The sequence below is a fragment of the Streptomyces diastaticus subsp. diastaticus genome (assembly GCF_011170125.1).
Lineage (GTDB): Bacteria > Actinomycetota > Actinomycetes > Streptomycetales > Streptomycetaceae > Streptomyces > Streptomyces diastaticus.
This window is the reverse complement of the sequence record NZ_BLLN01000005.1, coordinates 245296-264726: the sequence shown is the minus strand read 5'-3', so window position 1 is coordinate 264726 and position 19431 is coordinate 245296. Positions and strand designations below refer to the sequence as shown.

Below are 19431 nucleotides of genomic sequence, written 5' to 3'. Positions count from 1 at the left end.
GTCCGCGCTCAGCCGTGCCCGGCCGGACCCGAACCGGTGCCCGCCCGGAGGGCGACCACCTGCGCCGCTCCGCGCTGCCCGTCCTCGGCCGACTCGGCGAGCGCCTCGGCCGCCCGATCCGCGCAGGCGCCGGCATCGAGGTCCGGGCCGAGGGCAGGGGAGAGGGCCAGCAGGACACCGGTGGACGTGGTGCGGCCAGGGTCCGGCGCAGCAGGGCCGGCGGTGCTCAGGGTGTGCAGGAGGAGCAGGTCGCCGGGGAGCAGACGCTCCTCCGGTCCGCCGAGGTCCAGCGGGAGGGGGACGCCGTCGCGCCGGAGCAGCGGAGCGGGGTGACCGCCGGTGCGGCCCCAGAACAGGGTGCCGGTCACCGGGTCGTGCACACAGCACAGTGCGGGTCCGACCGGGTCCGTCCCGGTACCACCGAGCAGGCCGGCCGCCAGCTCCAGCGCGTCCTCGGGTGCCTCGCCCGCGGCCACGAGGCCGCGCAGCGTGCCCGCGAGCAGGTCCCGGCTGAGCGCGGGCGGGCGGTCGCCCGCCGCCAGCAGGGTGCGGCCGTCCGGCAGGGTCAGCACGTCGCACCAGAGGCCGTCCGGCTCGGCGCCCGGGCACGGCGGCAGCTGGCGTACGGCTGTCGTGGTCCGCGCCGCCGGGCCGGGGCCGGCGGACGGCGGGGGAGCGGCGAGGGTGCGTCCGGCCGGGGTGCGGGCGCCGGTCACGTCGCGGAGGGCCGCGCGCAGGCAGGCGGTGGACCCCTGCTCGTCGAGGACCGGTGCTCCGCTCATGTGCAGGGTGCGCACGGCGCCGTCGCCGCCCACCACGCGGAAGGCGCCGTCCAGCGGCCTGCCGTCGATCAGGCAGTCGGTGACCATCGCGGTGAGCAGCGGCTGGTCCTCCGGGAGCAGGAGGGAGGGGAGTTCGTCCAGGGACAGGGCGCGGGAGCCCGGGTCGCGGCCGAGGAGGCGGTACAGCTCCGGGGACCAGCACACCTCGTCGGTGAGCAGGTCCCACTCGGCGCTGCCCTCGGCGGTCCCCGGGCCGCCCCGGACCGCCGGGCGCGAGGCCCCGGACCATCCCTCGCTGAGCCGCCCCAGGTGCCCGCCCACCGCGTCCAGCTGGCGGAGCGCCAGGTCGTGGAGGGCGCGGCGGCGCGGCGGGTCGGGCTCGCCGCCCTCCTCGTCCTGCCGTACCGCGTCCAATGCGCCCCGTAACCGCCGGGTGCCGTCGATCAGCGCCCGCACCGAGCCGCGCGCGGACGGCTCCGGCGCGGGGTGGACCGGGGAGCGCGAGGACATACGTACTCCGAGACGGGGCGGACGCGGACGGCGGCCGACAGCGGGCCGGGTACGACTGTGGCACAGGGGCCGGTCGCCCGGGAGTGATTCGGCGATACTCGACCCGATGGTGCTTCTGGCATATGCCGGAAGCCCTGGAGGTCGCCGGCCCGGCCTCCCCCGGCCGACCGCCGCCCTCCGGCGTATTGCCGCCGCCACCCGGCGGCCATAACTTCCTGGTATGGACCTGGAGTTGCGTCACCTGCGGACCGTACGGGCCATCGCCGACGAAGGAAGCCTCACGCGCGCGGCCGCCGCCCTCGGTCTCGCCCAGCCCGCCCTCTCCAGTCAACTGCGGCGCATCGAGAAGGCCCTCGGCGGCCCTCTCTTCGACCGTGACCACACCGGCGCCCGACCCACCCTGCTCGGCGAACTCGTCCTGGAACGCGCCCGCGTCGTCCTCCCCGCCATGCGCGAACTCCAGGACGACGCCGTCCGCTTCGCCAACTCCTGGAACCGCATCCGCCGCTTCCGCGTCGGCGCCACGCACGGACCACTCCTCGGCGCCCTCGTCGACCGCCTCGCCGCCGCCGAACCCGCCGCCCCCGTCTCCACGCACACCTCCTGGTCCGTCGACGAGATCAGCTCCCTGCTCGTCGCCGGACGCCTCGACTACGCCCTCATCGGCGTCTGCGGCGAGAGCAGCCCGCCCCGCGAGGCCGACCTCGTCTGGCAGGTCGTCGGCGTGGACCCGGTCTTCGTCATGCTCCCCGAGGGCCACCCCCTCGCCGGCGAGACGGAGATCCCCCTCGCCCGCCTCTCCCACGAGGCGTGGACCGACGTGCCGGGGGACGGCTGCTTCGCCGACTGCTTCGCCGCCGCCTGCGCCCGTGCCGGATTCACTCCGCTCTCGGTCTTCGAGACCGACACCGCCTCCTGCGTCCACCTCGTCCAGGTCGGCCGCGCCGTCGGCCTCTGCCGTGCCACCTTCCCGCCCACCCCCGGCCTCGTCACCCGCCCCCTCGCGGGAGCCCCGCTCAGCTGGCGCCACCTCCTCGGCCTCCACCCCGGCTCGCCCGCCGCGGGCGCGGCCGGCGCCGTCCTCGGCCACGCCCGCGCCGCCCACCGCGAGGCCGCGGGCCGCAGCGACAGCTACCGCGCCTGGCTCGCCGCCCACCCTCGCTTCGGTACGCCGGCCTGAGACCGCGGGCCCGCCGTCCGCCGTGACCGCCGTCCCCGACGAGCCCCCGCCGCCCGGGGGCATCCTCGGCGGGGCCGCCGCTCCCAGGCCCTCAGCGCCGCCCTCAGCCGGAGGGGCGCGGTTCCGTGGGCCGCGCGGGGAGGACGGCGTGGTCCCGCGCGGGCCCCGGTGCGCAGGCTCCGCTCACCCGCGGCGGTCGGCCACCACCTTGCCCGGGTTGAGGATGCCCGCCGGGTCGAGCGCCGACTTCACCGCATGGTGCATGCCCAGCACCGCCTCGCCCAGCTCCTTGTCCATGCCGCGCATCTTCAGCAGCCCCACGCCGTGCTCGCCCGTCACGGTGCCGCCCAGCGCGATCGCCTCGTCCAGGATCTCGTCGAAGACCAACTGCGCCCGCGCCTTCGCCGCGTCGTCGCCGGCCTTCGTGATGATCAGCGGGTGCAGGTTGCCGTCCCCGGCGTGCGCCACGTTGGCCACGTGGACGTCGTGCCGTTCGGAGATCTCCTCGATCCGGCGCAGCATCTCCGGCAGCGCCATCCGGGGCACGCACACGTCCTCGGTCAGCAGCGGACCCAGGCGCTCCAGCGCCGGGTAGGCCAGCCGCCGCGCCTGGAACAGCGCGTCCGCCTCCTGCTGGTCGGTGGAGACCACGGCCCACCCGGCGCCGGCCTTCTCGAAGCACTCGCGCATCTGCTCCGCCTCGGCGTCGCCCTCCGCGCCGGGGGTGTCGATCCGGCCCAGCAGCACCACGTTGGCGTCGGCGGACAGCCCCATGTTCTTCCACGCGTCGACCGCCGCCAGGCAGTGCCGGTCCACCAGCTCCAGCGCCGAGGGGACGATCCCGGCCGCCGTCACCGCGCTGACCGCCTGCCCGGCGTCCACCACCGAGTCGAAGTACCCCGCCACCGTCCGCTCCGGGGGACGCGAGGGGCGCAGCCGCACGGTGATCTCCGTGATGACGCCGAGCGTCCCCTCGGAGCCGACCATCAGCCCCGCCAGGTCGTAACCGGCCACGCCCTTGGCGGTCCGGCGGCCCACCCGGACCAGCTCGCCCCGGCCGTTGACCAGCTCCAGCTCCAGCACGTAGTCGCGGGTCACGCCGTACTTCACGCAGCACATGCCGCCGGCGTTGGTGGCGACGTTCCCGCCGATCGTCGACCACGGGGAGCTGGCCGGGTCCGGCGGATACCACAGGCCGTGCTCGGCGCAGGCGGCCCGCAGGTCGTCGTTGACGACGCCCGGCTGCACCACGGCGTACCGCTCGTCGGTGTCGATGCGCAGCACCTGGTCCATGTCCTCGAAGGAGAGGATCACCGCGCCGTCCACGGCGTTGGCGCCGCCCGACAGGCCGGTGCCCGCGCCACGGGCGATCACCGGCACCCGGTGCTCCAGGCAGAACCGCACCACGTCGCGGACCTCCTCGGCGGTCCGGGGCCGTACCACGGCCAGCGGTGTGCCGTACGGCGCCCACTCCGCCTCGTCGTGCTGGTAGCGGCCGAGGGCGGCCGGATCGGTGATGACCTTCGCGGCCGGTATGCGGTCGACTGGTGCGTTCGCCACGCTGTGGCACCTCCTTGGAGAACGGAACTCCTCCATTCTCCGCCCGGTGCCGCCACGGCCGGCACGGAGGAATCTCACACCAGGACGGCCCGGTGGCGGGCAGGACCCCCGCCACCGGGCCGCACGGGCGCGCCGGGCCGCCGGTCAGCTGCCCGACTGGAGCGCCTTCCAGGTCGCCGCGCCCACGACGCCGTCCGCCTCCAGCGACCGCGCGCTCTGGAAGGCCTTGACCGCTCCCGCCGTGCCGGAACCGAAGTCGCCGTCCACGGCGACGGTCTTCCCCGAGGCCGCCGTCAGCGCCCGCTGGAGCCTGCTCACCGCCTCCCCCGAGGAACCGGAGCGCAGCGTGGGGGTGGTGCCCGCCGAGAGCAGTGCGGTCCACGTGGCCTTCCCCACGATCCCGTCGGTCTCCAGCCCCTTGTCCTGCTGGAACGCGCGGACGGCCGTCTGCGTCGTCGGGCCGAAGGAGCCGTCCACCGCGCCGGGCTGGTAGTCCTGCTCGGTCAGCAGCCGTTGCACCGCCTTGACCTGCGGTCCGCTCGACCCGCTGAGCTGGGTGGCGTAGGAGGCGAAGGTCAGCTCGTCGACCGCCCCGCTCTCCCCGCCGACCAGCTCCATGTAGTGGTCCCAGTCCCAGTGCGGTCCGGGGTCGGTGTGGTCGTTGCCGGGCACCTCGACGTGGCCGACGATGTGCGAGCGGTCCTTCGGGATGCCGTACTGGTCGCACAGGTAGGCGGTCAGCGCGGCGGAGGAGCGGTACATCGCCTCGGTGAACCACGCCGGGTCGTCCACGTACCCCTCGTGCTCGATGCCGAGCGTGGAGGCGTTGGCGCTGCGCGCGTGGTACGCGGTGTCGGCGTCCTTGACCATCTGGGTCACCTCGCCGTCCGAGGAACGGATCACATAGTGCGCGCTGACCTGGGCCGTCGGGTTCTGGAACCAGCTGATCGACCCCGCGTACGAACCCTGGGTGACGTGCACGACCACCTGGCTGATCGCGGCGGAGCGCCCCGAGGCGAAGTTGCCCGCGGCGGCCGGGACCCAGCGGGCCGAGGGGTAGTCCTGGCTGACGGCGGCGGGGCCGACCTCCGGCGCCTCGGGGAGTTCGGGGGCCACGTCGCGGGCGGCGACCTCGACCTTCTCGCCGTCGACCGAGGTGTGCAGACCGTCGGCGAGGAAGCGGTAGACGGTGTCGGCGTAGAGCCGGGCCGTGGCCGGCTCGGCGCCGCTGTACTTGGCGACCGCCGCGTACCAGGCGTCGATGTCGTCCCGTTCGGCCGCGCTCAGCCCGAGGGCGTCGGCGCGGGCCCGCAGCACGGCGGCGCCGCCCAGGAGGTTGGTGCCGGTGTCGCGGCGCAGCTCGGCGGGCGACTCGCCGGTGAGCCGGGCGGCCTCCTCCAAGGTGTGCTGGTCCGGATTGCTGACCAGGTGCATGACGCCGTAGCCGCCTGCCTGACTGGGCTGTCCGTCGTGGCCGTCGAGGCGGCTCTCGCCGTACCCGACGGCGGCCAGCAGGTCGCGCGGCACGTCGTAGGTCTCGGCGGCGTGGTCGAGGGCCTCGTTGAACGGCCGGTCCGCCCCGGCGGCGAGAGCCGGCGCGACGCCGGTCAGCGCGCCTGAGGCGAGCACGGTGAAGGCGGCGAGCGCCGCCAGCCGGCCGCGTCGGCCGGGGACACTGCGACGGTGGTGCTGACCTGCGGTCATGTGGGGGGTTCCCTCTCGTCTTCCGGACGACTCCGGTCCGGACGTTGTACCGGCCGCGGTGGGGGCGGTGCCGGTGGACACACCGGGCCGCGCGGCGGACGGGGGATGGGGATACGGCAACGGGGCTCCTCGGTCCAGGGGCGGCGGCGTCCGGACGGGTGGGGCCGTCCGGGGCTCGCGGAGGGGTCAGCGTAGTGGGGTGATCGAGCCATGACAATGATTCCGCTGCCGCCCAACTCAGAGCGTGTATACGCGCGTTGAATCAGGCGTGGCACCACGGCCTCCGCATCGTGGTCCGGACCTGCCCCGAGCTCGCCGCCCGTGGACGGCTTCCGGCGCCGGTTGCGCATCCCCGGGGCGCCGTACGGGGCCGCCCCCGTGGCCCCTGGAGCACGTGCTGCCGGGGGCGCGCTGTCGACACACGCCACTCGCGCCGGAAGGCATCCGCCCTTGCCCTTGCCACGGCTACCGCCACCGCCACCGGGAGGGCCACCGTTCTCACGCCGGCGGGAGGGCGCCCTCTTGCCGGCTCGGGCTCCGGCGGACGACCCGTTGCCGAGCGGACCGGACGCCACGGCCCCGTGTCCACCACGTGAACGCGCTCGCGGTCCGCCCGGCACGTGCGCGATCATCCGAGAAGAACGGAGCCTCACTCCGCCTGCGCCCGCCCCGTCCGCGCCGCGCCCTGGCGGGGACGCGGCGCGGACCGACAGCGGAAGGACAAGGACGACACCCATGCCCACGGAACACCCCCTCCCACCAAAGCGCCCCGGCCCGCGCCCCGGCGCCACCGCGGAGCCCGCCGCATGAGCGCCATGGCCGCTCCGCACCCGCTGGACAACCCGGGCCACGCCTCCCTCAACGGGCCCCACGCCCACTTCGCCGAACGCCGCGGCCGGGTCGCCCGTTACCCCGTCGACGTCTCCCCGTGGTTCGCCCTCCCCGACGACGCGGGGCCCGGCGACTGGGCCGACCTCGCCGCCCTCGCGGGCCCGGGCGGCGAACTCGCCCTCGCCGCCGTCGATCCCGCCCTGCCCCCGGGCTGGGAGCCGACGTTCCGCGTCGACGGCGTCCAGATGACCGGCGAAGCGGTCCGGGGCGCCCACGACGAGGAGGCCGTACGCCTCGGCCCCGCCGACGTCCCCGAGATGCTCGATCTGGTGGCCCGTACCCGCCCCGGCCCCTTCCTGACCCACACCCTCGAACTGGGCACCTACCTCGGTGTCCGCCGAGGCGGCGCCCTCGTCGCCATGGCCGGCGAACGCCTCCGTCCGCCGGGCTGGACCGAGATCAGCGCCGTCTGCACCGACCCGGCCCACCGGGGACAGGGCCTCGCCCGCCGCCTCGTCGACGCCGTCGCCGCCGGCATCCGCGACCGGGGCGAGATCCCCTGCCTGCACGGCTCGGCCTCCAACACCGGCGCCATCCGGCTCTACGAGCAGATGGGCTTCACCCTGCGCCGCCACACCGTCTTCCAGGGCGCGCGCGCCCCCGCGGCCCTGCCGCACGAGGTCCGCACGCGCACGGCCACCGGCTAGGAGGCGCCCTCACCTCCCGCACGGTGTCCACGGCGCCCGGTACGCACGCGCACCGCACCGGCCGAAGGCCCGAGCAGCTGCGCTACGTGGACCTCCCTCCGGCACGCCGAGAGCACGCACCGACCACCGTGGACACCGCGCAGGCGGTGAAGGGTCCTCGGGGGCCACCCGCCGACGGGCCGCCCCGCTCCGGTCTCTCCGCCGGAACGCGAGCGGGGCAGGCCCGCCGGAGCACTGGCGAGGTGTCCCGCCGGCCGGCCGCGCCGACCGCTCACCCGGACTTCGCGCAGGTCACCCGCTCTCCCACCCGGCCGCCGCCCGCACCGAGGAGACCGAGTCCGCCTCCGCCACCGGCTTGTCCTCCCGGTACCGCACCAGCCGGGCGAACCGCAGCGTCACCCCCGCCGCGTACCGCGAGGACCGCTGGAGTCCGTCGAACGCCACCTCGACCACCAGCTCCGGCCGGACCTCCACCACGTGCCCGTCGTCACTCACCGCCAACTGCCGCAGCCGCTCCGTCTGCCACGCCAGGACCTCGTCCGTCATCCCCTTGAACGTCTTGCCCAGCATCACCAGCGAACCGTCCGCCTCCCGCGCCCCCAGGTGCAGGTTGGACAGTTTCCCCGCCCGCCGCCCGTGCCCCCACTCAGCGGCCAGCACCACCAGGTCCGCGGTCCGCACCGGCTTCACCTTCCGCCAGGCCGCCCCCCGTCGCCCCGCCGCGTACACCGAGTCCAGCCCCTTCACCACGACGCCCTCATGGCCCCGCGCCAGCGCCTCCACGAGGAACGCCTCCGCACCCTCCACCGCGCCGTCCGCACCCGGATCGGCCACGACCGCGCGCCGCACCCGCGCCGCCTCGGGCACCAGCGTCGCCAGTGCCCCCGACCGCTCGGCGTAGTCGAGATCCAGCAGCTCCCGCCCGCGCGCCGCGAGCACGTCGAAGAAGACCACCGACACCGGCAGCGCCTCGGCCGCCGTCCCCACGTCAAGCCGCGACCCCACCCGGCCGGCCGTCTCCTGGAACGACCGCGGACGCCCCTCCTCGTCCAGTGCCAGTACCTCACCGTCCAGCACGAACCGCTCCGCGGGCAGCGACCGCGCCAGCTCCACCACCTCCGGCAGCCGCACCGTGATGTCGTCCAGCGTCCGCGTGTACACCGACACCCGCTCCCCGTCCCGGTGCACCTGCACCCGGATGCCGTCCAGTTTCTCCTCCACCGCGCACGGTCCCAGCGCCGCCACCGCCTCGGCGACCGACCCGGACGCCGACGCCAGCATCGGCTGCACCGGCCGGCCCACCACCAGCCCGAACCGCGCCAACGCCGCCTCACCGTCCGCCAGCACCGCCGCCGCCACCTCCTCCAGCGACCCGCTCAGCATCACCGCCCGCCGCACGCCGGCCACCGGCACGCCCGACGCCCGCGCCACCGCCTCCACCGCCACCGCGTCCAGCGCGCCCTGGCGCACCTCACCCGTCACCAGTCCGTACAGGAACCGCTGCTCCGCCTCGGTCGCCGCACCCCACAGCCCCTCCACCAGTCGCCGCCGCTCCGCCTGCGCCCCCGCGCCGCGCACCGCCGCCACTTCGGTGAACGCCGCGTCGACCTGCCCCACCGTCAACGACGCCTGCCGAGCAGGCGCCACCGGGTCCCGCAGCACCCGCCACCCCACACCCAGCCGGCCCTGCGGCAGCCGCCCCGACAGGTAGGCGATCACCACCGGCAGCTCGGCCGGTTCCGTCCGCGCGAACAGCTCCGCCAGCAGCTCCGTCTTGCGCGACCGCGACGAGACGGCCGCGACCTGTGCCGACACCTCGGCCAACTCCTCCAGCACCATGCCACCCATCGTCGGACCACGCTGCCCCGCCCGCACCCGCGTACCCCGCCGGCCGCTCACCCGAACGGCCCCGCCGCCGTGCCGCCCGGCCCCGCCCCGAGTGGCCCGGCCCCCGGCGGCGGGGGAGGCTGAACCCTCCGGACCCCGCGACGTGGAGGACCCGTGATGGCCCAGACCACCGTTCTGCCACCCCCGCGCGAGACGGACGCGGATGTCTTCGACGTCGACGGAGCGGTGACGGGCCCGGCGCGTGTCCACGCCGCCGCCTGGAAGGAGGCGGTCGACGCCTGCCTCCGCGCACACCCACCGGCCGGCCCGGCCCGGCGTCGCCCCTTCGACGCCGGGACGGACCACCTCCGCCACGTCGACGGAGGACCCCGCCTCGACGGGGCGCCGCCTCGTCGCGGCACGCCACCGAACTGCTCCGGCGGGCCGGGGCCGCCGGTCTCGTCGCCGCCGTCGCCGGCTCCCGCCGCCTCGGCCTGCCCGGCGAACCCGACCCGGCCCTCTTCCCGCACGCCGCCGAACGCCTCCACCGGCCGCCGGGCCGGACCGCCGTGGTCGAGGACGCCCTCGCCCGACACGAGGCCGGCCGCCGCGACGGGTTCGCCGCGGTGACCGGTGCCGACCGCCTCGGCGACGGCGCCCACGGACCGGCCCGGCGGGCCCACGGCGCCGACACCGTCGTCCGCGGCCTCGCCGAACTCCTCACCCGGGCGGCCGAGACCGCGTCACCCGGCCTCACCCACACCGCCGACCATCCGCGCGAGGAGGCATCATGACGTCCTGGACCTGGGAGTACGACGAGTGGGTCCCCGCCGACGAGCAGCTGCGCGAATCGCTCTGCACCCTCGGCAACGGCTACTTCGCCACCCGTGGGGCCTTCCCCGAGTGCGACGCCGACGACATCCACTACCCCGGTACCTACGCCGCGGGCATCTACAACCGCCTCACCTCGCACGTCTCCGGCCGCGACGTCGAGAACGAGGACATGGTCAACCTCCCCAACTGGCTCCCGCTGCGGGTCCGGCGCGTGGAGGGCGGCACCTGGTTCACCCCCGGCACCGCCCGGATCGTCGAACACAGCCAGACCCTCCGCCTGGACGCCGGCGTGCTGGAGCGCCGCACCCGCTACGAGGACCCCGACGGCCGCCTCCTGCTCGTCCGCCAGACCCGTCTGGTGAGCATGGAGAACCCGCACCTCGCCGCCCTGCGCACGGAACTGACCGCCGAGAACTGGGAGGGTGAGGTCGAGGTCGAGGCGGCCCTGGACGGCACGGTCACCAACTCCGGCGTCGCCCGTTACCGCGCGCTGGACGGCCGGCACCTCACCGCCCCGCGCACCGGCGCCGCGAACTCCGGCGACGTGGCCTGGCTGACCTGCTCCACCAACAACTCCGACATCGAGATCGCGCTCGCCGCCCGCTACGACCTGCCGCCGGACACCGCCGTGCGGGAGGCCGACACCGAGGGCCGCAGCGTCCGCGGATTCCGCCTCGCCCTCCGCTCGGGCCACAGCCAGGTCATCGACAAGACCGTCGCCCTGTACACCGGCCACGACCGCGCGATCAGCGAGCCGCGCGACGCCGCGGTGGAACACGCCCGCACCGCTCCCGCCTTCGACCAGCTCGTCGCCGAGCAGCGCGCCGCCTGGCGCGACCTGTGGCGCCGGGCCGAACTGGACGTGCCCAACAAGGCCGGGCAGATCCTGCGCCTGCACCTCTTCCACGTCCTGCAGACCCTCTCCCCGCACACCGCCGAACTCGACGCCGGCGTCCCCGCCCGCGGACTGCACGGCGAGGCCTACCGCGGGCACGTCTTCTGGGACGAACTGTTCGTCCTGCGCTACCTCAACCTCCACTTCCCGGAAGTCTCCCGGGCCCTGCTGACCTACCGCCACCGCCGCCTGGAGCACGCCGTCGCGGCGGCCGAGGCGGTCGGGCTGGGCGGCGCCATGTATCCGTGGCAGAGCGGCAGCGACGGTCGCGAGGAGACCCAGCAGCTCCACCTCAACCCCCGCTCCGGCCGCTGGCTGGAGGACCATTCACACCTCCAGCGCCACGTCAGCTCCGCCATCGCCTACAACGTCGTCAAGTACTACGAGGCATCCGGCGACGCCCACTTCCACCACACCAAGGGCGCCAAGATGCTGCTGCAGATCGCCCGCTTCTGGGTCCGCTCGGCCACCTGGGACGCCGGTCTGAGCCGCTACCGGATCCTCGGCGTCATGGGCCCCGACGAATACCACGAGGCGTACCCGGACGCGGAACGCCCCGGCCTCGACGACAACGCGTACACCAACATCACCGCCACCTGGGTGATCACCCGTGCCCTGGAGCTGCTCCGCAACCTGCCCGCGCCCCGCCGTGCGGAACTGGCCCTGCACACGGGGTTCGACTCCGAGGAGGAGGAACGCTGGGAAGAGGTCTCCCGCAACCTCCACATCCCCTTCCACGACGGCGTCATCAGCCAGTTCGACGGATACGGGGAACTGCGGGAACTCGACTGGGACGGCTACCGCGCCAAGTACGGCGACATCCGCCGGCTCGACCGCATCCTGGAGGCCGAGGGCGACACCGTCGACCGCTACCAGGCGTCGAAACAGGCCGACGTCCTCATGCTCGGCTACCTCTTCTCGCCCGCCGAACTCGCCGAGCTGTTCGCCCGCCTCGGCCACACCTTCGACGACGCCCTGTGGGGCCGCACCGTCGAGTACTACCTGCGCCGCACCAGCCACGGCTCGACCCTCAGCGGCCTGGTCCACGGCTGGGTCCTCGCCCGGGTGCGCCGCACCGACGCGTGGACGTTCGTCCTGGAGGCCCTGCGCGGGGACATCGCCGACCTGCAGGGCGGCACCACCGGCGAGGGCATCCACCTCGGGGCGATGGCCGGAACCCTCGACCTGGTCCAGAGCGGCCTGACCGGCCTGGAGACCCGGCCGGGCGGCCTGGCCCTGGACCCCGTGCCCCTGCCGGAACTGTCCCACTACCGCTTCTCCCTGCGCTACCAGGGGCACTGGGGCGTCCAGATCCAGGCCAGCCCCGGACTCCTGGACATCGCGGTCCCGTCCTCGGACCGGTACCCGATCACCATCACGCTGCCGCAGGGCCACTTCGAACTGACGCCCGGGGAGTCCCGCCGGGTGACGCTGGAAGACTAGGACGACCGTCGCGCCCGGCCCGGAGGCAGCCGCCGCCCAGGGCGAGTTCTGGGAACTGCACGACGCCCTCGTGCGCTCGCGGCAGGACGTCGACGAGGGGGACGTCGTCGGGATCGCCCGGCGGGCGGGGCTGGACGCCGACGCCCTCGCCGAGCGGGTCGGCCGGACGGAGGACGGTGCCGGGGGCGAGGACGACAACCCCGACGCGGACACCGCCGGCCTGTCCGCGAAGCCGGTTCTGTACGCCCGGGGCTCACGCGTCACCTCGCCGCCCAGGGCGTGGCACCTGTCCGAGACCCTGACGACGGCCATCCAGGACGATCAGCAGGTGTGACCGCAATTTCCTCGTTCCGTCGCGTTTCCCGGCGTGGCCGTGGTGGGGGAGCGGAGCCCGCCGCCGTGCCGTCCGAACGGCCGGGTGCCTTCCGGCCCGGTACCAGCGGCCCGTCAGGGCTCCGAAATCACGCGGACACTGGCAGCCCCGCCGACGGGCGCGGTGCCGCCACGCCGACGGCGGTCGCCAGGTCCACCGGGACGCCCGCCGGGCCGGCCCCGTGGCCGGCGGGCCCTGCGGACCGTGGGGGGCCTACGCCGCCCCGCCGTCGGTCCGTGCCGTCCCGCCGTTCCCGGACTCCGTCTTGGAGAGGGGGGCGGCGATGTCCTCCAGGCCGCGGCCCTCCGCGTCCACCGCCAGGAAGGCGGCGATGAGTCCGGCCGCGCACATCAGCCCGGCACCGATGCAGAACGCGAGAGCGGTGTCACCGGCGACGCCCGACTCGGTGAGGCCGGCGAAGATGAGCGGGCCGGAGATCCCGCCCGCGGCCGTGCCGATCGCGTAGAAGAAGGCGATGGCCATGGCGCGGGTCTCCATGGGGAACACCTCGGAGACGGTCAGGTAGGCGCTGCTCGCGCCCGCCGAGGCGAAGAAGAGCACCACGCACCAGCAGGCGGTGAGGGTCGTCGCGGTGAGCGCACCCCGGTCGAACAGCCAGGCGGTGCCGAACAGCAGCAGGCCCGGCAGGATGTACGTACTGGAGATCATGACGCGGCGGCCGACCGTGTCGAAGAGATGCCCCAGCAGCAGCGGACCGAGAAAGTTGCCGGCCGCGATGACCGCGAAGTAGTAGCCGGTACTTCCCGTGCCCACGTCGTAGAAGGTGGTGAGGATCGTGCCGAAGCCGAAGGTGATGGCGTTGTAGAGGAACGCCTGGCCGATGAAGAGCGCGAAGCCGAGCACGGCCCGCTTGGGGTAGTGGGCGAACACCGTCCTGGCGATGAGTCCGAAACCGATGCTCTTGCGCTGGTGGACCGTGATCTCTCCGGCCGGCGGCGGCAGCGCGCGCCCCTTCTCCTTCTCGACCCCCCGCTCCACCGCGTCGACCAGGTGCTCCGCCTCGTCACCGTGCCCGTGGATGAACTGCCACCGGGGACTCTCCGGCACGTGCCGCCGCACCAGCAGGATGGCCAGCCCGAGGACGACGCCGAGCCCGAAGGTGAGCCGCCAGCCGATGTTCTTCGGGAAGAGGCCGGTGTTGAGGGCGACGACGGACAGCAGCGCCCCGCCCACCGCGCCCAGCCAGTAACTGCCGTTGATGATCAGGTCGACCCGGCCCCGGTACTTCGAGGGGATCAGCTCGTCGATCGCCGAGTTGATGGCGGCGTACTCGCCGCCGATACCGAAACCGGTCAGGAAGCGGAAGAGGAAGAACCACCAGGGGGCGAAGGAGAGGCCGGTCATGGCCGTCGCGCCGAGGTAGACGGCGAGCGTGACCATGAACAGCTTCTTGCGCCCGTACCGGTCGGTGAGGCGGCCGAAGAAGAGCGCGCCCGAACAGGCTCCCGCGACATAGAGCGCGGCCCCGATCCCGGTGACCTGCGCGGCGGTGATCGGCAGCCCGGAGCCCTCCTCGGAGAGACGGCTGGCGATGTTCCCGACGGTCGTCACCTCCAGACCGTCGAGGATCCACACCGTGCCGAGGCCGACGACGATCATCCAGTGCCAGCGCGACCACGGCAGCCGGTCCAGCCGCGCCGGCACCGCCGTCGTGATGGTCCCGAGGCCGGAGTCGCCGGGCGCCGCGGCCTCCTCACCGGGGCCGCGCGCATCCGAGGGCTGGGGCATTCCTTCGGCACCTCCTCGTACGGAGCGGCAAGGCCGTGGCACGGTGCCCGACTCCTCTCCTCCGGGCACTATGCGCCTGCTCCTCCCGCTCCGCCCGCCCGCACCGCGGCACGAGCGGCTGACCGGGTGGCCGCCCGCTCGCCCGGCCCCGTCGAGGAGCGGCGGCCGCACGGTCCGGCCGGGGCGCCGGGGGCTGGGCGGACCCGCACACGCTGCCCGCCGGACCTGCTCCGGCCCGCCGCTCCGCGAGGCCGCACTTCCTCCCCTGCCGTGCCCATCCGGGTGCCGTGTGCCGTTCGAGGGAGGTGCCTCCGGCCCTCCCGGCCGGACGCGGGCAGGCCCGGGAGAGCCAGGTGCCGGGTGCCCGAGAGTCCCTCGGAGGAGGTTCGGTGGGCCGGCGGGACCAAGCGGTCCCGGCCCTCGGTCCGGTCGGATCAGGACTCGGTGTCGGAGCCCTCTCGGGTCCGCCTCGTCCGAACCTGCCGTGCGCCCACGGCCAGTGCCGCCAGAACGGCACCGGCTCCCAGCGCCGCCGGGGCCATCCACCCGCGGTCCAGGCGGTGACCGGTGACGTGGTCCAGGGAGACGCGCCCCGGGCCGGTCAGCGCGAGGGCGGCCGCGGCCACGCCGTAGACGGTGTTGAGTTCGTAGCCGCCCGCGTAGCCCCAGAAGCCGTGAGGGGTGTGTACGGCGGCGGCGCCGGTCATGCCGGCGGCGACCGCGGCGCCGCCCACGGGCGTGGCGAGTCCGAGACCGAGCAGAGCCCCGCCTCCGGCCTCGGCGAGACCGGCGGCGATCGCGCTCAACTTGCCTGGCCTGTAACCCTGCTGTTCCATGAACTCCGCCGAGCCCTGGAGCCCGGCGCCTGCGAACCAGCCGAAGAGCTTCTGGGTGCCGTGGGCGATCAACGGCCCGCTCACGCCTATCCGCAGCAGGAGCAGGCCGGTGTCCCGGCGTGTCGGACACGTCACAGCGGTACGCCTCCCGGGGTCGCGGCCAGGTCTTCCCTCCCTCTCCCACCATGGCACCGCCCCCGCCCCGTCGCACGCGGTAGGCGTACGGGGGCGGGGCTGGTGCCACGGCGGCGCGACAGGCCGGTGACCCGAGGCGACAATGGACCGATCGGCCCCCGGGGCCCGATCGGACCCCGGACGCGCGTCGGCAGAAGCACGACCCGATAGGCCCGAGGAGGGCGCTTGCCATGACCCGACCTGTCACCTGTCGCAGGATCTACGAGGACCCCTCCGAGCAGGACGGCAAGCGCGTGCTCGTCGACCGGCTGTGGCCCCGGGGGATGAGCAAGGACAGAGCCGATCTCGACGAGTGGCTGAAGGACATCGCGCCCTCCACCGACCTACGGCACTGGTACCACCACGACCCCGAACGCTTCGACGGCTTCCGGGCCCGCTACATCGACGAGCTGCGGGACCCCGAGCACGAGGAAGCTGTGCGGTACCTGCGCGACCTGGCGGCCCACGCCAAGGTGACGCTGCTGACGGCCACCAAGGACGTCGACCGCAGCGAAGCCGCGGTGCTCGCCAAGTGGCTGAACGAACCAGAGGGCTGACACCGGCCGGCGAGAGGGGAAGGCACGGGCCGGCGCACCGTCACGAACCGGACCGGGGCCCCGGCGTCCGTGATGGCGCGGGCCGGCCCCGCGGGCGTCGCCGACCGGGTCCCGCCGCGTTCGGTTCATCCGGGCCCGGCCCTCCCGCCCGGTGCGCAGGCCGGACCGGGGGCCCTGGGGAGAGTCGGGTGAGCCACCAGCGGGAGATGACGGAGGTGGCGCGGTGCGCGCGAACAGTCGTGCGAGGCCCGCGCCCTTACCGGGAGGGCGCCGGAACGGGCCCGTCAGGTTCAGGCCATGTCGTCGGCCGCCGTCGGGTGCCTGCTCAACTGTGAGCGTTGCGCCGCGTGAAGCAGTGCCTACGGTGCAAGGGCGATCGACCACGGGCGGTGAGGTGCGCCGGTGGCCGATCCCTCGTCCGTGCGGAAAACCGGAACGACAACGACTGGGAGACCATGATGCGTCGTACTGCACTGCGCTCGACCGCCTGCGCCGTCACCGCCGTCGCGGCGGCGGGCGTGCTGGCCCTGGGGGCCGGCCCGGCCGCGGCCGACACGGTGTCCGCCGCCTACAGCTGCGCCGCGGGCGGCGACACGCTGCAGACCACCGAGAAGATCACGATCACCGCACCGGCGACCGCCGTGCAGGGAGAGGAGATCGCTCTTTCCGTGACCGTCGAGGACGGCACTCCGGGTACCGAGGAGGTGCCGGCCGGCGGTGTCCGGGGGGAACTCGACGTCGCCGTCGGGGGCACCGGCTCCGGGACCGCCGTCGCCGGGGGCCTGACCAACACGGCCGCCGTACCGGCCGGCGAGGCGGTCGTTCTGGAGGGCGGTACGGCGACCGTCACCGCGCCCGCCCCGGGCGACGTCACGTTCACCCCCTCCGACCTGCGGCTGAACATGCTCGGTCTGGATGTGCTCTGCACCCCGGACGAGACCGTCGCCCCCGCGGCGACGACCCGTGTGACGGCTTCCTGAGCCGTCCGCGGACGCAGCGGGCCGCCTTCCGCCGGTACCGGCGGAAGGCGGCCCGCTGCGGCATGGGCGCCCGTCACACCGCGGCCGGGGCGCAGGCGAGCAGGGTGCGCGCCTGGATGCTCACATACTGGCCGAAGCCGGTGAGCCGGGCGAGCTGGCCGAGCGTCATCCAGCGGTGGGTGGCCGGCGCGTCCAGCGGGAAAGCGTCCTCCGCCTCCACCATCAGGTTGCGGCACCGGGCATGGTGGAAGCGCCCGCCCTCCTCGGAGAGTTCCACGTCGTAGCGCACCCGGGACGGCGGTGTGCCGAGGACGTGGTCGAGGAGCGGGTGCGTCCCGCCCGGCAGGCAGTGCACCGTCGGGTGGAGTTCGGGCCCGTCGAGGCACCCCGGCTCCGCACGGGCCTCGACCAGGACGTGCAGCACTCCGCCGAGCCTCGCGGTCACGAAGGCGCTCAGTGCCGTGCCGGTGGGCTCGACGAGCGGCTGGGTCCAGGAGGGCACCTCCCGCGTGGGCGCCTCCACCCGGGCGCCGACGACGGTGAAGGGCCCGCCGCCACGGCGCTCCAGCCGGTCCGGCCCCCGCAACCATCCGTCCGCGGCTGTCGCCCTCAGGGGCACCGGTCGCGCGGGCGGGCGTGCGTGAGTCCGCACCCCGGTCAGCCAGCTCATGAGTTCGGGCAGGGAGTGCCGGGGCGCCGCGGAGCGGCTCAGTGAGTGGAGCACGGCGTCGGCGAAGGACGAGCCGGCCGGCGCCGGGCCCGCCGCGCCCGGCAGGACGCAGGAGAGGACCGTCCGCGCGTCCATGTTCACGAGGTGGTCCCGGCGCAGGAGCCGGTGGATCTGGCCGAGGGTCAGCCACCTGAAGTCCTCGTGCTCGGGGATGTCCTCCTGCGTCTCCACCACCATGTGCCGGTTGCGCTTGTGCAGGAAGTACGAGCCGTGTTCGGACTGCAGGACGTCCAGGAGGACCCTTCCCCGCCCCGTCCCGCCCGGTCCGTGCCCGGCGAAGAACTCCAGATGGCGGACTGTCGAACCACCGTGCGCGCGAGCGGAGTTGCTCCGTGTCGCCTGCACCGTGGGCGACAGCTGGAGGGTGTTGACGTTGCCCGGCTCCATCTTCGCCTGCATCAGGAAGTGCGGTACTCCGCCGAAGTCCTTCATGAGGATGCCGAGGGTGCCGATCTCCGGCTGGACGATGACCGGCTGGTACTCCTGCGCCGCGTCCTGGCCGTCGGCGGGCGTCCACAGCCCCTCGATGGAGAAGAACCGTCCGGTGCGGTGCCGCAGGTTTCCGCTGCCGGAGTCGAAGGACCACTGCTCGAGGTCGGCGAAGGGGACCCGCGAGACCCTGAACCGCTCCGCCGAGCGCCCGGCGAGCCATGCGTCGAAGCGGTCCTGGGGGAACACCGGACTGTCCTCGGCCGCCGCGGACAGCCGAAGACGCCGCTGAAGGCCGTGGGTGTCTGTCTCGGACATGTGTCGTCTCCGTCAACGGTCAGTCGCCGACGAGCCGCTCCCACCAGGAGCGGTTCGCGCGATACCAGGTGAGTGTCTGCAACAGCCCCTCGTCGAACCCGACGCGCGGGGCGTAGCCGAGTTCCGCGGTCGACTTGGAGATGTCCAGGGCGTAACGCCGGTCGTGGCCCCGCCGGTCGGCGACGTTCTCGACCATCTCCCAGCCCGCGCCGCACGCCCGCAGGATGCGCCCGGTCAGCTCGCGGTTGCTCAGTTCGCAGCCGCCGCCGAGGTGGTAGACCTGCCCCGCCCTGCCCCGTTCGAGGGCCGAGGCCACGCCGCGGCAGTGGTCGTCCACGTGCACCCAGTCCCTGACGTGCGAGCCGTCGCCGTACAGCGGGACGCGCCGGTCCCGGAGCAGGTTGGTCACGAAGCGCGGGACCATCTTCTCCGGGTACTGGTAGGGGCCGAAGTTGTTGGAGCAGCGGGTGACGACCACGTCGAGCCCGTACGTGGTGTGCCAGGCGAGCGCGAGCAGATCGGCGGCGGCCTTGGTGGCCGCGTAGGGCGACCTCGGTGCCAGGGGCTGCTCCTCGGTCCACGCCCCCTCGTCCGTGGAGCCGTACACCTCGTCCGTCGACACCTGGAGGAAGCGCCGGACGCCGTGCCGCAGTGCCGCGTCGAGCAGGCGCTGGGTGCCGAGCACGTTGGTCACGGCGAACGGCCCCGCCCCGTCGATGGACCGGTCCACATGGGACTCGGCGGCGAAGTGCACCACGTGATCGTGGCCGGGTACGACCTGGTCGAGCAGGACCGTCTCCTCCACCTCGCCCCGGACGAAACGGAATCCGGGGTGGCCGGCCACGGGAGCGAGGTTCTCCAGGTTGCCGCAGTAGCCCAGTTTGTCCAGCACGGTCACGCTCGCGCCGGCCCACCGCGGATACGCGCCCGCCAGGAGGGAGCGCACGAAGTGCGACCCGATGAACCCGGCTCCTCCGGTCACCAGCAGCGCTGGGGTTCGCCCGCGCATCGG

14 protein-coding genes and 1 pseudogene are annotated in these 19431 nt (G+C 74.4%); 7 read left to right on the top strand and 8 right to left on the bottom strand.

What is annotated here, in order from left to right; all coding sequences use genetic code 11:
• Nucleotides 1-8: 8 nt before the first annotated feature.
• Nucleotides 9-1292 carry a PAS domain-containing protein gene (locus Sdia_RS18855; RefSeq protein WP_189500228.1) on the bottom strand — a complete coding sequence of 428 codons (1284 nt, stop codon included), beginning with the start codon at nucleotides 1290-1292 and terminating at the stop codon, nucleotides 9-11.
• A 220-nt stretch (nucleotides 1293-1512) separates the two neighbouring features.
• Here Sdia_RS18855 and Sdia_RS18850 point away from each other — a divergent pair, with 220 nt between their 5' ends.
• Nucleotides 1513-2472 (top strand): LysR family transcriptional regulator, encoded by a 960-nt coding sequence (locus tag Sdia_RS18850; RefSeq protein WP_115069410.1) that lies wholly within the window; start codon nucleotides 1513-1515, stop codon nucleotides 2470-2472.
• 183 nt (nucleotides 2473-2655) lie between these two features.
• Here Sdia_RS18850 and Sdia_RS18845 read toward each other — a convergent pair whose 3' ends face one another.
• Together Sdia_RS18845 and Sdia_RS18840 are read right to left on the bottom strand one after the other, a co-directional pair.
• Nucleotides 2656-4032, bottom strand: a complete 1377-nt coding sequence (locus Sdia_RS18845; protein ID WP_115069411.1) for an FAD-binding oxidoreductase — start codon at nucleotides 4030-4032, stop codon at nucleotides 2656-2658.
• A 144-nt stretch (nucleotides 4033-4176) separates the two neighbouring features.
• Nucleotides 4177-5736, bottom strand: coding sequence for a peptidoglycan-binding protein (locus tag Sdia_RS18840; RefSeq protein WP_100454104.1), 1560 nt, complete (start codon nucleotides 5734-5736; stop codon nucleotides 4177-4179).
• 806 nt (nucleotides 5737-6542) lie between these two features.
• On the opposite strand from Sdia_RS18840, the gene Sdia_RS18835 reads away from it, so the two are divergent.
• Complete coding sequence (locus Sdia_RS18835) at nucleotides 6543-7274, top strand: GNAT family N-acetyltransferase (protein ID WP_100454106.1); 732 nt, start codon at nucleotides 6543-6545, stop codon at nucleotides 7272-7274.
• A gap of 291 nt (nucleotides 7275-7565) precedes the next feature.
• Here the strand turns inward: Sdia_RS18835 and Sdia_RS18830 are convergent, their stop codons facing one another.
• Nucleotides 7566-9113 carry an ATP-dependent DNA ligase gene (locus tag Sdia_RS18830; RefSeq protein ID WP_100454108.1) on the bottom strand — a complete coding sequence of 516 codons (1548 nt, stop codon included), beginning with the start codon at nucleotides 9111-9113 and terminating at the stop codon, nucleotides 7566-7568.
• Between the two features lie 165 nt (nucleotides 9114-9278).
• Between Sdia_RS18830 and Sdia_RS18825 the strand changes: the two are divergent.
• The 3 genes and pseudogenes from Sdia_RS18825 (at nucleotide 9279) to Sdia_RS18815 (ending at nucleotide 12607) form a co-directional block, all read left to right on the top strand.
• Nucleotides 9279-9895 (top strand): annotated as a pseudogene (locus Sdia_RS18825) (HAD family hydrolase).
• Entirely contained in the window at nucleotides 9892-12273 is a 2382-nt protein-coding gene (locus Sdia_RS18820; protein WP_189500229.1) for a glycoside hydrolase family 65 protein, read from the top strand. The pseudogene Sdia_RS18825 and the gene Sdia_RS18820 overlap by 4 nt, the downstream one beginning before the upstream one ends.
• 70 nt (nucleotides 12274-12343) lie before the next feature.
• Nucleotides 12344-12607, top strand: a complete 264-nt coding sequence (locus Sdia_RS18815) for a hypothetical protein (RefSeq protein ID WP_100454115.1) — start codon at nucleotides 12344-12346, stop codon at nucleotides 12605-12607.
• Between the two features lie 252 nt (nucleotides 12608-12859).
• On the opposite strand, the gene Sdia_RS18810 is transcribed toward Sdia_RS18815, so the two are convergent.
• Both Sdia_RS18810 and Sdia_RS18805 read right to left on the bottom strand, forming a co-directional pair.
• Entirely contained in the window at nucleotides 12860-14395 is a 1536-nt protein-coding gene (locus tag Sdia_RS18810) for an MFS transporter (RefSeq protein ID WP_189399391.1), read from the bottom strand.
• A gap of 434 nt (nucleotides 14396-14829) precedes the next feature.
• Entirely contained in the window at nucleotides 14830-15366 is a 537-nt protein-coding gene (locus tag Sdia_RS18805; protein ID WP_100454119.1) for a DoxX family protein, read from the bottom strand.
• A gap of 230 nt (nucleotides 15367-15596) precedes the next feature.
• Here Sdia_RS18805 and Sdia_RS18800 point away from each other — a divergent pair, with 230 nt between their 5' ends.
• Nucleotides 15597-15962, top strand: a complete 366-nt coding sequence (locus Sdia_RS18800; protein ID WP_100454122.1) for a DUF488 domain-containing protein — start codon at nucleotides 15597-15599, stop codon at nucleotides 15960-15962.
• Nucleotides 15963-16417: 455 nt separating this feature from the next.
• Nucleotides 16418-16942, top strand: coding sequence for a hypothetical protein (locus Sdia_RS18795; protein ID WP_100454125.1), 525 nt, complete (start codon nucleotides 16418-16420; stop codon nucleotides 16940-16942).
• A 73-nt stretch (nucleotides 16943-17015) separates the two neighbouring features.
• Here the strand turns inward: Sdia_RS18795 and Sdia_RS18790 are convergent, their stop codons facing one another.
• Together Sdia_RS18790 and rfbB are read right to left on the bottom strand one after the other, a co-directional pair.
• Nucleotides 17016-18419 (bottom strand): NDP-hexose 2,3-dehydratase family protein, encoded by a 1404-nt coding sequence (locus tag Sdia_RS18790; protein ID WP_189500230.1) that lies wholly within the window; start codon nucleotides 18417-18419, stop codon nucleotides 17016-17018.
• Between the two features lie 19 nt (nucleotides 18420-18438).
• A complete protein-coding gene (gene rfbB, locus Sdia_RS18785; protein ID WP_189500231.1) occupies nucleotides 18439-19428 on the bottom strand; it encodes a dTDP-glucose 4,6-dehydratase in 990 nt (329 codons plus the stop codon).
• Between the last annotated feature and the right edge of the window lie 3 nt (nucleotides 19429-19431).

Coding starts and splice junctions, on each gene's coding strand:
- Sdia_RS18850 (WP_115069410.1), top strand. CDS start 1,513: ATGGACCTGGAGTTGCGTCACCTGCGGACCGTACGGGCCATCGCCGAC.
- Sdia_RS18835 (WP_100454106.1), top strand. CDS start 6,543: ATGAGCGCCATGGCCGCTCCGCACCCGCTGGACAACCCGGGCCACGCC.
- Sdia_RS18795 (WP_100454125.1), top strand. CDS start 16,418: ATGATGCGTCGTACTGCACTGCGCTCGACCGCCTGCGCCGTCACCGCC.
- Sdia_RS18790 (WP_189500230.1), bottom strand. CDS start 18,419: ATGTCCGAGACAGACACCCACGGCCTTCAGCGGCGTCTTCGGCTGTCC.
- rfbB (WP_189500231.1), bottom strand. CDS start 19,428: ATGCGCGGGCGAACCCCAGCGCTGCTGGTGACCGGAGGAGCCGGGTTC.
- Sdia_RS18820 (WP_189500229.1), top strand. CDS start 9,892: ATGACGTCCTGGACCTGGGAGTACGACGAGTGGGTCCCCGCCGACGAG.
- Sdia_RS18840 (WP_100454104.1), bottom strand. CDS start 5,736: ATGACCGCAGGTCAGCACCACCGTCGCAGTGTCCCCGGCCGACGCGGC.
- Sdia_RS18810 (WP_189399391.1), bottom strand. CDS start 14,395: ATGCCCCAGCCCTCGGATGCGCGCGGCCCCGGTGAGGAGGCCGCGGCG.
- Sdia_RS18800 (WP_100454122.1), top strand. CDS start 15,597: ATGACCCGACCTGTCACCTGTCGCAGGATCTACGAGGACCCCTCCGAG.
- Sdia_RS18855 (WP_189500228.1), bottom strand. CDS start 1,292: ATGTCCTCGCGCTCCCCGGTCCACCCCGCGCCGGAGCCGTCCGCGCGC.
- Sdia_RS18830 (WP_100454108.1), bottom strand. CDS start 9,113: ATGGTGCTGGAGGAGTTGGCCGAGGTGTCGGCACAGGTCGCGGCCGTC.